The following is a 12,640-nucleotide window of genomic DNA, read 5'->3' as shown; positions in this document are numbered from 1 at the left end:
GTCGTCGGAGCGACGGCCGTTGGCGCACCAGGATGGGGCGGCGGCGTTGTGCCGGGCGCAGCCGTGGTCGGCGCTCCCGGATGAGCCGGCGGCGTTACACCGGGGGCGGTCGGAGCGGTCGCCGTCGGCAAGGGCTTGCCGCCCGGCGGAGTCCCTGCTGCCCCTGCCGGCGGCGCCGGCGGCCCACCATGGGAGCCCGGAACCGGCAGCGTGTTGGCGGCAGGCAACTTGGTCTGCGGCGCGGCGTTCGGTGCTGTGCCTGGGGCGTTCGGCGTCGTACCTGGCGGGGTACCTGGCAAGGCACCCGGCAGCGCGCTTGGTCGCGCATTTGGCGCGACATTGGCGGGCGTGCCCGGCGGTGTCGCGGGTCTTGCCGTCGGCTGGATCGTCGCACTCGGCGGCATTGGCGCCTTGCCCTGCTGGATCAGAGCCGCGCGCTGCGTGACTGCCTGCGGCACGGCTGCACCGGCCGGATTGGCCCGGCCGGCGACCGCCGGCGCGAGATTGCCCGGTCCGGCTCCTGCTCCCACTCCCGCGGCAGGTGCCGGCGGCCGGTTGATCACGGTGTTGATGACCGTGGTGTTATGGATGTTGTTGTAGATGATGTTGTTCGGCGGCGGCGCGACATAAACCGGTGGGCTGACGAACACCGGGATCGGCACGAATATCGGCTGCGGCAGCACGAACAGGCCGACCACGGGCAGCGGCGGCTCGAGCACGACGAAATCCGGCGGTGGCGGCGGCAGATAATAGACCGGCGGCGGCGGTGGCGGCGCGAAGCCAAAATCAGGATCGCTGAAGTACAGCACGGGACGGTCGACATAGACCACCTCCTCCGGCGGCGGCGGCGGCACGTCATAGTCGATCATCGCGAAGGTCGGCGGCGGCTCGGCCGGCGCGGTGAGGATCGCCAGGCGCCGGCGCGCATCGCCCGCGTGCGGGCCGCGCGGATAGCGGCGCAGATACGACCAATAGGCCTCCGGCGTGTCGGTGCGATAAGTCCGCCGCCAGGTGATCGCCTCGCGGCGCGCCGCAACGATCGCCATCACGCGCTTGGACATCGGATCGTTCGGATAGGCCGCGAGAAATTCCTCATAGGCCGGCAGCGTGTCGCGCTCCAGCGCGGCGGCGTAGGCGTCTTGCACGCCGAGATCGCGGATCGGCTTGCTCCGGATCGCGGCGACCTGGGCGGCCGAGGCCTCCGGCGGCGGCGCGTCGGGCCCTCGATCGAAGAACGAGAATGGCGTCGATATCTTCTGCTCGTTCCAGGGCACCTGCGCGCCCTTGGAGGCCTCGTTGACGCGCAGGCGGACGCGATCGAACACCTCAGGCAGCGGCAGGCCGCCGGTGCGGATCATCTCCGCCAGCGACTGCGCATAGATGCCGTAAGGCCCCGGCTCCTGTGGCGCCACCGTGCCGGGCGCGGCGTTGAAGGCGATCAGCATGTTCGGGTCGGGTTCGACCAGCGCCAAGCCGCTCGCGATCGGCTGGCCGCCCTCGATGAAGGGCTGCGCCCGCGCCGCGTCGAGCACGACGATGTTGGCCTTGAGTGGAATCGCCGCCAGCTGGCGCGCATAGTCGCTGATGCGCAGGGCCTCGGTCGGGATGTCGGTGTCGCGGGTGATGTTGGAATCGACCGGGATGAAATAGTTCTCGCCGGCAAGCTGCACGCCGTAGCCGGCGAGATAGACCATCGCGACGGTGCCCGGGCCGGAGGCCTGCGCCTTCTGGATGAAATCTCGAAAGCTCTTGCGCAGCGTGTCGCCGTCGAGATCGCGCGCGCCGACGACGTCGAACCCCGCCGCCTGCAGCGTCTGCGCGATCAGGCCGGCATCGTTCGCGGTCGTCGCCAGCGGCGACTTGGCATAGGCGCCGTTGCCGACCACGAGCGCGATGCGCTTTTCCTGCTGCTGCGCGCGCGCCGGATCGGGCGCGCCCGCGGCAAGGACCGCGATCGGCAGAAGAAGGCAGATGAAGATTCTGAGCGTCCCACGCATGGCTTGCCTGCCGCTTTTGTTGTTGAGGTGCTGCCGCGCATCAGACGCGCGGCCAGCTGAATGGCGCTTGAACGAAAAGCTTGGATTGAGGCGGTGGCATGGCCACGCCGCCGGCGGCGTCAGTCCCGCGTCAGCCTTGCGCGATCAGGTCGACCGTTCCCGTCGTAAGCCGGTAGATGCCGCCGACGACCTTGAGCTTGCCCTGTTCCACGGCCGCATTGAGAATCGGGGCGGCCGATTTCAGCTTGGCGATGTTGTCGATCACGTTCTGCCGGATCGCATTGTTGAGCACGTCCCCGCCTTGCTGCATCGCGGCCTTGGCGGCAGGCGCGATCGCATCGACCAGCGAGGGGATGTGGCCGGGCGGCGACGTGTTGTCCTTGATCGCCTTCAGTGTCGCATCGACCGCGCCGCAACTGTCATGGCCGAGCACGAGGATCAGCGGCGCATTGAGCACGGCGACCGCATATTCCATGCTGGCGATGGTCTCGGTACCGGCAAAGTTTCCGGCGACGCGGCAGACGAACAGATCGCCGCGACCGGCGTCGAAGGCATATTCAGGCGCGATGCGCGAGTCGGCGCAGCTCAGCACGGCCGCGAACGGGTTCTGGCCGCCGGCCAGCGCCTCGCGCTCATGCTTGAAATCGTGCCGCCGCGACACGCCTTCGACATAACGGACATTGCCCTCCATCAGCCGCTTCAACGCCGCGTCTGGCGACAGCACGTTCTGCGGCTTGGGCGGAGCCTTGGTCTCCTTGGCAAGGGCGACGCCGCCCAGGGCAAGCCCGAGCGCCGAGACCGTCAGATGGATGAGCGATCTCCGCGAAGGGCCGATGTGGACGTCGCGATCGCCGCCGCAATTCTCGCACATGCCTGGCTCCTCCCAATCGAGCCGCCGTCGTTGATGCAGCGGCCATCGTGCCGCGCATCTTACTCGATAGCCTGTAGCTCCGCGAGCTTCGTTCGCGCGGTCGCCTCGTCCAGCGCGACGAGCTCGGCCGGCCCGGGATTGGCGTCTCCTGCCGTCGCAACGGAGACGACGGCAAGCCCGGCGAGGCCACCGAGGATCGCTCCCCCCGTCGCGGCATCGTGCCTGGGACTGCTCTTGATGAGGTAAAAGTGCGTCCGGCCGGCTTCCATGACGATATCGCGCTTGGTGTCGCCGGGAAACATCAGCTCGGTCACCAGCACTTCGTGACGGCCGGCCGGCCGATCGGCATAGGCATACTTCCCGGCCACGACCTTGCCAAGCGGCGCACCGTCGAGCTTCACCTCGCAGGCGCAAATGGCCATGCTGAGCCCATTCCTCTTGTCCTGCAGCAGGACGATGCGCGAATGCCCGGGGCGCGGCGGTCCGACCTTCTTTGACACCGATGCAAAGTCGGTTCCCACCTGATCGCTCACACACCCCGTCAGCATGGCACCAACGGCCAACAACAACGCGCCCCGTCGCAGCATCGCACACCCCATTCCATTCCCCGGGTGCATGCTAGCCAGAAACAGCGCGAGGTTGCAACACGCTTCGACGACGACGGCACTGATCGCGCAGACCGGCCGTCAGAGCTGCTGCACGTCCACGACGCCCGCGACCGCCTTGATCGCGCCGGCGATCTGCGGCGAGACCTTGAAGCGGCCGGGCAGCTTCATCTCGACCTCGGTCTCGAGGTCGAGCATCATCACCAGCGAGACCTCGCCGTCGCCATTGGAACGCGGCGCAATCCCCGGGCTGCCGACCTTTGGCGCGGCGCCGTTCGAGCCAGCCATCTCTGGGCCGGCGAGACGCTTGGCGATCGATTCCAGCGGCTTGGTGTCGCGCAGGAAGATGCGCAGGCCCTTCTGCGTCTTGGCGGCGGCATCGTCGAGCGGCTCGGCATGCAACACGCGGGCGCGCACGTCCTCGCCCTGGAGCTCGGCGCCGAGCTGGAGCAGCACAGCGGCGCCCGGCTCGAGCACATCGCGATATTGCGCAAGCCCTTCCGAGAACAGCACCGCCTCGAAGTGGCCCGTGGGATCAGAGAGCCCCATGATGCCCATCTTGTTGCCGGTCTTGGTGCGCCGCTCCATGCGCGAGACCACGGTGGCCGCGACCTTGCCGGCGGTGGCGCCGGTCTTCACCGCGCGCGAGAACTCCGCCCAGCTCTGCACCCGCAGGCGCTTCAGCACGGTGGCATAGTCGTCGAGCGGATGTCCGGACAGGAAGAAGCCGATCGCGTCATATTCGCGTCGCAGCCGCTCGGCCGGCAGCCACGCCTCGATCTGCGGCAGCATGATGGTCGGCGCATCGGCCGCGCTGCCGAACATGTCGTTCTGGCCGATGGTCGCGGCCTCATGCGCGCGCTGGCAGGCGGCGAGGATCGCGTCGGCGCCGGCGAAGACGCGCGCGCGGTTCGGCTCCAGCGTGTCGAAGGCGCCGGCGGCGGCGAGACTCTCGATGATGCGCTTGTTGATCGCACGCGGATTGACGCGCGCGGCGAAGTCGGCGAGCGAGGTGAAGAGACCGTTCCTGGTACGCTCCTCGATGATCTGGTCGATCGCCTGAATGCCGACGCCCTTGAGCGCGGCGAGCGCGTAGTAGATGGTCTTTTCTCCGACCTCGAAGGTCGCACCGGAGCGATTGATGTTCGGCGGCTCGACCTTGATGCCGAGACGCTGCGCCTCGGAGCGGAATTCGGAGAGCTTGTCGGTGTTGTTGAGATCGAGCGTCATCGACGCCGCGATGAACTCCACCGGATAATGCGCCTTCATGTAGGCGGTGTGGTAGGAGACCAGCGCATAGGCCGCCGCGTGGCTCTTGTTGAAGCCGTAGTCGGCGAACTTCGCCAGCAGCTCGAAGATGGTCTCGGCCTGCCCCTTCGGCACGCCGTTCTTCACCGCGCCGGCGACGAAGATGTCGCGCTGCTTGTCCATCTCGGCGCGGATCTTCTTGCCCATGGCGCGGCGCAGCAGGTCGGCGTCGCCGAGCGAATAGCCCGACATCACCTGCGCGATCTGCATCACCTGTTCCTGGTAGATGATGACGCCGAAGGTCTCCTTCAGGATCGGCTCCAGCACGGGATGCAGATATTCCGGCTCCTCGTCGCCATGCTTGCGCGAGCAGTAGGTCGGGATGTTCGCCATCGGGCCGGGGCGATAGAGCGCGACCAGCGCGATGATGTCCTCGAAACGGTCGGGGCGCATGTCGATCAGCGCGCGCCGCATGCCCTGGCTTTCAACCTGGAACACGCCGACCACATCGCCGCGCGCCAGCATCTGGTAGCTCTCGGCATCGTCGATCGGCAGCGTCGCGAGATCGACATGGATGTCGCGCGGCTTGAGCAGTTTGCACGCGACGTCGAGCACGGTCAGCGTCTTGAGGCCGAGGAAGTCGAATTTGACGAGGCCGGCCGGCTCGACCCATTTCATGTTGAACTGGGTCACCGGCATGTCGGATTTGGGATCGCGGTAGAGCGGCACGAGCTCGCTCAGGGGGCGATCGCCGATCACGATGCCGGCCGCATGCGTCGAGGCGTGGCGCGTCAGGCCCTCGAGGCGCTGGGCGATGTCGAAGGCGCGCGCCACCACCGGATCCTCGTCGCGGAACGCCTGGAGCTTCGGCTCGCTCTCGATCGCGGCGGCCAGCGTCACCGGCGCGGCCGGATTCTGCGGCACGAGCTTGGTCAGCTTGTCGACCTGGCCATAGGGCATTTGCAGCACGCGGCCGACGTCGCGCAGCACGCCGCGCGCCTGCAGCGTACCGAAGGTGATGATCTGCGCGACCTGGTCGCGGCCGTAGCGCTGCTGCACATACTGGATCACCTCGCCGCGGCGGTCCTGGCAGAAGTCGATGTCGAAGTCCGGCATCGAGACGCGCTCGGGATTGAGGAAGCGCTCGAACAGCAGGCCGAACTTGATCGGGTCGAGATCGGTGATGGTCAGCGCCCAGGCGACGAGCGAGCCTGCACCCGAGCCGCGGCCCGGCCCGACCGGAATCCCTTGCGACTTCGCCCATTTGATGAAGTCGGACACGATCAGGAAGTAGCCCGCGTACTTCATGCGCATGATGACGTCGAGCTCGAACGCCAGGCGCTTGTTGTAGTCCTCGTCCGTGGTGCCCTGCGACAGGCCATGCACGCGCAGGCGGTTGGCGAGCCCCTCCTCCGCCTGGCGCTTCAACTCGGCCGCCTCGACCGCGGCCGCATCGGAGCTGCCGGCGGCGCCGACGGTGAAGAACGGCAGGATCGGCTTGCGCGTCATCGGGCGGAACGAGCAGCGTTCGGCGATCTCGACCGTCGAGGCCAGCGCCTCCGGAATGTCGGCGAACAGCACCGCCATCTCGGCGCGGGTCTTGAAGCGGTGATCCGGGGTGAGCTGCACGCGATCGCTCTCAGCGATCAGCCGGCCGCCGGCGATACACAAAAGCGCATCGTGCGCCTCGTAATCGTCGGTTGCGGCGAAATACGGCTCGTTGGTCGCAACCAGCGGCAGGCCCTTGGCATAGGCGATGTCGATCAGCCCGCTTTCGACGCGCCGCTCCTTGTCGATGTTGTGGCGCTGCAGCTCGATATAGAGCCGGTCCCCGAACAGCGTGGCGAGACGCTCGCAGCGGGCAGCCGCAAGCTCGGCATGGCCGCCGGCAAGCGCCAGCGAGATCGGCCCGTCAGGGCCGCCGGTGAGCGCGATCAGACCCTCGGTCTCGCCGTCGAGCCAGTCGAACTTGATGAAGGGTGCGTGGCTGTCGGGCGATTCCAGGAACGCGCGTGAATTGAGCCGCATCAGGCTGCGATAGCCGCGCTCCTGCGCCGCCAGCAGCACCACGCGCGACGGGCCAATGGCGTTGCGCGCATTGGGATCCTGATCTGCGAAGTCGATCGCGAGCTCGCAGCCGACGATCGGCTGGATGCCGGAGCCCGCCATCTTGTCGGAGAACTCCAGCGCACCGAACAGATTGTCGGTGTCGGTCAGCGCCAGGGCCGGCTGATGATCTTTCTTCGCGAGCTCGGCGAGCTTGGCGATCTTGATCGAGCCCTTGAGCAGCGAATAGGCCGAGTGAACGTGAAGGTGGACAAATCCGGCGCTCGGCATGGTCGCGTGACGGCCTCTTGCAGATGAGATGGAGCGGTCGCCGGCCCCAGGGGGATGCCGAGGGGATCATGAGAGCATCCTGCACCCGCGTTCCACCGGCCTTTGCCGACTCGCCGCACCATGGTGGGGCGTCGCTGCCGCAGAGTCCACGCCGGAGCGGCCTATCGGCCGCGTCGTCCCGCTTTTCCCCAAGCGCGCCGAGGAGTTCCCGGGCAACGGTTTTCCAACCCTGCTTCTAGAGCTGCGGAATCACCTGCGCCCAGATTGCGATCATCCCGACGAACAGCGTGATCGATGCCAGTGCGGCGGCTTCTTCCACGAAAATCCTGAACATGGCCTGCTCCCTTGCTGGAACGTATGAAGAACATTGTTCTCATTTCGTTCTCGGGAGTCAAGTCATCTGAGGCATCCCCAAAGAGAATGGTTAACTCGTTGACTTCAAACAATAAAAAAGCCCCGGCCAACGGCCGGGGCTTTCGACAACCGCTTCTTGCGAAGCGATCGGTATCAGTAGCGGCCGAGGATCGGGCCACCGAACTTGTAGTTCAGGCGGACGAGGCCCATGTCGACGTCCTGCTTGGTGTGGACCGCCAGGACACCGAGGCCGCCGGTCAGGTTCTGATCCTTGCCGCCCAGGAAGATGTGGTCGTACTCGACGCCAACCGACCAGTTCGGAGCGAAGCCGTACTCGAGGCCTGCGCCGACCGTGCCGCCCCAACGGGTGTCGTTGGCCGAAGCAAGCGACGCGCCGGCGAAAGAGGCGTCGTACTTGGTGCTGACCACAGCCGCGCCGCCCTTCACGTAGACCAGCACGTTGTTCCAGGCGTAGCCGACCTGACCGGTGATCAGACCGAACGCATCGATCTTGGTGTTGTTGGTGAAGCCGGAGATCGCACCGACGTGGCTGCCGGAGAAGTCAGCCCAGTTGCCCTGGCCTTCCACGCCGAACACCCACTGGCCGGACTGCCAGCGATAGCCGATCTGACCACCGACCGTGCCGCCGGTCGCATCGTGCGAACCGTCGCGGCCGAAGCCGACCAGATCCCAGGTCGCGTGCGACGAACCGCCGCCGCCGTTGATGCCGATGTAGAAGCCGCTCCAGTCGTAGATCGCGGCGACCATTGCAGGCGCCTTGGTGTACGGCCGCGCCGCGAGATCAGCAGCCAGCGCCGGTGCAGCCGCGCTCAGCGCGACGAGGCTCACAGCAGCAAGCAACAAATTCTTCTTCATTTGAATCCCGTTCCAGTTTCGTCGTTAGGCCCCCGGGCCGTTGCGTGGTCATAACAGCGATCGACGGAATTGCTGTAACCCCGACGCAACAGTTCGCTCCAAAGGGCCGCGCTTCATTAATGAAGATTTATCAGAGCGCGCTGGAAACCCTTTGAAACAAGCGATTTCAGCGATTCCAATGTCGACGACACGAGATGCACTGCGCACGCGCGTAACATCGCCGCGCGCACATTCGCGTGATTGGAGATTTGAGATGCGTGCATTGTTTACGCTCCTCATTGTCGCCACATTTTCGCTCGCAATCGCCACATTCACGTTAGCGCGGCTGCAAGCAATTGCAGCCGCGCACGGGTCTCCAACGATCTAGTGCCAGGGTGGCGCACTGAGCGATGGCGCGATCTCGATCGCACCCGCCTCACCGCGCTGCGCGATACCATCACATCGCGACAGAGCAGCGTGGTCCAACACGCGATGTGGTTCGCGCGCCGCGCGCCACGTATCCCATGCCGAGATCTCGATCTTGGCGAGCGCGAGCAGATCGCGCACGAGGTTGACCCGCGCAAAGAACAGGCCGGTCGTCGTTCCGTGGCCAAGCTGCGCAGGGTCGATGACGCCGGTCCGGCATAGCTTCCATGCCTCGATCCCGGTGATGAACGCCGTACGAGGCACATCCGCTGGTTCGAAATCGAACTTGAGCAGACTACGGTGCAGCTCGTCGAGCTCGGCATCGACCAGGACCCAGCGTTGCTCGTCCCGGGACCAATACTCGCACACCCAATGATCGTGATAGGGATGCCCGGTAAAATATCTGCCGAAACCGCAGCGTATGCGGGCCGGCACGCGATGATGCCGCAGGACGGCACACGACATCAGTGAAAAATCCCGGCACGTCGCCAATACCCTCGACGGGCCAGGTCGGGCGATGGTCAGCGGTCTCGGGTCGATCGCCAGAATCTGCTTCAGGCGCTGGGCCACAGGCAAGGTGGCGCGGCTTTGACCGGCGAAGGCAGCGACGTCCAATCCCTGCCTCTCGATCCATGCTTCGTGGATCAGGAGGCCCTGCAACGTGCGACACAACCCTGGAATATCCAGCGGTAGGCCGCCGATCAGGGCGGCGTCAGTGCCGGAATCGGTGAGCGCGCTATGGCTGGCGTAGTCGGGAGTCGCGAATTCAGTCATCGAGACATATCGGCAAGATCCCGCAGATCATATCAGGCCCTTGCCGCCCTGCACACGCTCTCGCCACCGCCACCCGCAAATCGGGACGCTGATATGCGGCCGGCCTTGCATCGCGGCTCCGGTGTTGACGCAGACTGCTCCGGGTTTAAGTACGACAGACAAATCTTGCAGGGATGGCGACGTTGGCTGGGCTGGTTCCCTTGACGCCACCAATGCAGGACACATGTCTCAAGCGACCTCTCCCCGCGCGACCACGGCCTCCGCGCCCCCTCACCTCGCCATCGTCCTGTTCTCGCTCGCGATGGGCGGCTTTGCGATCGGAACCACCGAATTCGCATCGATGAGCCTGCTGCCGTTCTTCGCCGCCGACCTTCGGGTCGACGAGCCGGCCGCGGGACACGCGATCAGTGCCTACGCGCTCGGCGTGGTGCTGGGCGCACCGCTGATCGCCGTGCTTGGTGCGCGTTTCGCCCGGCGCACGCAGCTCCTGGTCCTGATGGCCGTGTTCGCGCTCGGTAATGCGCTCACCGCGCTTGCGCCGGGCTTTGGCTGGATGATCGCGGCCCGTTTTCTATCGGGATTGCCGCATGGCGCCTATTTCGGCATCGCCGCACTGGTCGCAGCCTCGCTCGTTCCTCAACATCGCCGCTCGCGCGCGATCGGCCAGGTGATGCTCGGCCTGACCGGCGCCACGATCATTGGCGTGCCCTTGGCCAATCTGGTCGGCCAGACGGTCGGCTGGCGCGCCAGCTTCGGCCTCGTGTCGTTGCTGGCGCTGCTCACGGTCCTGCTTTGCGCCCTGTTCGCGCCGCGCGACCAGGCCGGCAGGTCGGACCCGCTGCGAGAGCTCGGCGCCCTCCGAAGCGGCCGCGTCTGGATCACGCTGGCGATCGCCGCCATCGGCTTCGGCGGCATGTTCGCCGTCTATACTTACCTTGCGACGACATTGATCGAGGTCACCAAGGTCAGCCCGGCGGTGATTCCGGTCTTTCTCGCCGTGTTCGGCGTCGGCGCGACGCTCGGCAATCTGTTCGTGCCGCGCTTCGCGGACCGCGCCTTGATGCCGACGGCGGGCGGCATCCTGTTGTTTTCAGCGGCCGCGTTGCTGGTCTTCCCGCTTGCGGCCGGCAATCCCTGGCTGCTCGCGGCAGACGTCTTCGTGATCGGCGCCAGCGTCTCGCTCGGGGCTGTCCTCCAGACGCGCCTCATGGACGTCGCGGGCGACGCGCAGGCGCTCGCTGCGGCGCTCAACCATTCGGCGTTCAACACCGCCAACGCGCTCGGCCCGTTCCTGGGCGGCCTCGCCATTCGCGAAGGGCTGGGCTGGACCTCCACCGGTCCCGTCGGCGCCGCGCTCGCGCTTGTTGGCTTCCTGATTTGGATCGTCGCCGCGCGCGAGGCCGGAGCCGCGCCGGTCGCGGACACATCAAGCGACGCTGCCTTGCTGAAGACCACTCCCGCGAGGCCGGCGCCACCGCTGGCGCCGGATGACCGGAGCCGTTCGGATGCCGTCAGGGATCCGGTGGCTTAGCGGCAGCTCGAGCAACTCTTAGGGATCATCAACCGCCAGATCTGACAAACGTGCAGGTCTTTCGAGAAAGCACGACTCCACGTTCCGGATCCCGCAATCGCCGTTGATGTGAATTTGCGTGATTTGACCGCGATGCTATCTCCCGCCCGCTCTCGACAACAAAGACGAGAGAACTGGAGAATGTTCATGTCTGTCACGAACACTGGAATCGGCCGGCGAGACTTCATCGCATCCTCGCTGATCGGTACCATTGGCCTCAATCTTTCGCTCGCAGGAAGCGCCTCACCCGCACAGGCCGCAGAAGGCGCTGCAAGCCCTGCTGGTGACACCAGCATTCGCAAATTCAATATCGACATCCCTGAGTCCGCCCTCGACGATTTGCGCCGGCGCATCGGCGCGACGCGCTGGCCCGACCGCGAAACGGTGCCCGACACCTCGCAAGGCGTGCAGCTCGCGCGGCTGCAGGCGCTTTGCGGCTACTGGGCCAGGTCCTATGACTGGCGCAAGATCGAGAAGCGGCTCAACGGGCTGCCGCAGTTCATCACGCAAATTGACGGCCTCGACATCCATTTCATCCATGTCAGGTCGCCCAATCCTGACGCCCTGCCCATCATCATCACCCACGGCTGGCCGGGCTCGATCCTCGAAATGCTCAAGACCATCGGGCCGCTGACCGATCCGGTGGCGCATGGCGGGCGCGCGGAGGACGCCTTCCACGTCGTCATCCCCTCGATTCCCGGTTACGGCTTCTCGGCCAAGCCGCGCGAACTCGGATGGGGTCCGGACCGCGTGGCGCGCGCCTGGGACGTGCTCATGAAGCGGCTCGGCTATGTCAGGTACGTCTCGCAGGGCGGCGACCACGGCTCGGTGATCTCCGACGCGCTCGCGCGCCAGAAGCCCGCTGGCCTTCTGGGTATCCACGTCAACATGCCGCCGACCGTGCCTGCCGAATACGTCAGGGGCATCAATGCCGGCGACCCGCCGCCCGCCGGCCTGCCCGAGCCGGAACGCGTGGCCTTCGAGACCCTGAGCAAGTTCTTCGCGCGAAGCGCGGCCTATGGCGCGATGATGGTGACGCGCCCGCAGACGATCGGTTACGGGCTTTGCGACTCGCCCGCGACACTCGCCGCCTTCATGTACGAGAAGATCGCCGAGTGGACGGACAGCGGCAGCGAGCCCGAGCGCGTGCTGACGAAAGACGAGATCCTGGATGCCATCTCGCTCTACTGGCTCACCAATACCGGTGCGTCGGCCAGCGGGTTCTACTGGGAGAATAATAACAACAACTTCAGCTCGGCCGCGCAGAAGACCACGGAGATCACGGTGCCGGTCGCGGTGACCGTGTTCCCCGCCGAGATCTATCGCGCGCCGAAGACATGGACGCAGCGCGCATATCCGACGCTCCATTACTTCAACGAGGTCGACAAGGGCGGCCACTTCGCAGCGTGGGAGCAGCCGCAGCTCTTCGCAACGGAGATGCGGGCGGCCTTCAGATCGCTGCGCTAGGCCGTTCGATCCGTGAGCCGGGCGGTGCTGTCGTGGCCCGCCCGGCGCAATAAACGCGCACATGCATGCGACCGAAAGTTGTACGCGCGCCGATCATCATGTAACGTCAGCGTCTATCTTCACCGCGCGTGGCCCA

General features: G+C 66.1%; 8 protein-coding genes. 2 read left to right on the top strand and 6 right to left on the bottom strand.

All coding sequences use genetic code 11. From position 1 onward, the window contains the following. From XI08_RS22460 to XI08_RS22435, 6 genes are all read right to left on the bottom strand, one after another. Positions 1-1,997, bottom strand: a 1,997-nt coding sequence (locus tag XI08_RS22460; protein ID WP_271576004.1) for a caspase family protein, incomplete at its 3' end; no start/stop codon positions are given. A gap of 130 nt (positions 1,998-2,127) precedes the next feature. After that, positions 2,128-2,868, bottom strand: a complete 741-nt coding sequence (locus tag XI08_RS22455) for a carbonic anhydrase (RefSeq protein ID WP_271576003.1) — start codon at positions 2,866-2,868, stop codon at positions 2,128-2,130. A 59-nt stretch (positions 2,869-2,927) separates the two neighbouring features. Beyond that, entirely contained in the window at positions 2,928-3,416 is a 489-nt protein-coding gene (locus XI08_RS22450; protein ID WP_256374877.1) for a DUF2846 domain-containing protein, read from the bottom strand. A gap of 138 nt (positions 3,417-3,554) precedes the next feature. Further along, the gene (dnaE, locus tag XI08_RS22445; protein ID WP_271576002.1) at positions 3,555-7,058 is read right to left on the bottom strand and encodes a DNA polymerase III subunit alpha; all 3,504 of its coding nucleotides are present in this window, start codon (positions 7,056-7,058) and stop codon (positions 3,555-3,557) included. A gap of 507 nt (positions 7,059-7,565) precedes the next feature. After that, positions 7,566-8,288: an outer membrane protein gene (locus XI08_RS22440; protein ID WP_271576001.1), complete on the bottom strand. Its 723-nt coding sequence runs from the start codon at positions 8,286-8,288 to the stop codon at positions 7,566-7,568. A 363-nt stretch (positions 8,289-8,651) separates the two neighbouring features. After that, positions 8,652-9,467 carry a transglutaminase domain-containing protein gene (locus tag XI08_RS22435; protein WP_271576000.1) on the bottom strand — a complete coding sequence of 272 codons (816 nt, stop codon included), beginning with the start codon at positions 9,465-9,467 and terminating at the stop codon, positions 8,652-8,654. Positions 9,468-9,690: 223 nt separating this feature from the next. On the opposite strand from XI08_RS22435, the gene XI08_RS22430 reads away from it, so the two are divergent. After that, a complete protein-coding gene (locus XI08_RS22430) occupies positions 9,691-10,998 on the top strand; it encodes an MFS transporter (RefSeq protein ID WP_271575999.1) in 1,308 nt (435 codons plus the stop codon). Positions 10,999-11,184: 186 nt separating this feature from the next. After that, a complete protein-coding gene (locus XI08_RS22425; protein ID WP_271575998.1) occupies positions 11,185-12,504 on the top strand; it encodes an epoxide hydrolase family protein in 1,320 nt (439 codons plus the stop codon). Positions 12,505-12,640: the final 136 nt, after the last annotated feature.

This window comes from Bradyrhizobium sp. CCBAU 11361, assembly GCF_028128935.1.
Taxonomy (GTDB): Bacteria; Pseudomonadota; Alphaproteobacteria; order Rhizobiales; family Xanthobacteraceae; genus Bradyrhizobium; species Bradyrhizobium niftali.
This window is presented reverse-complemented; position numbering and strand designations above follow the sequence as displayed.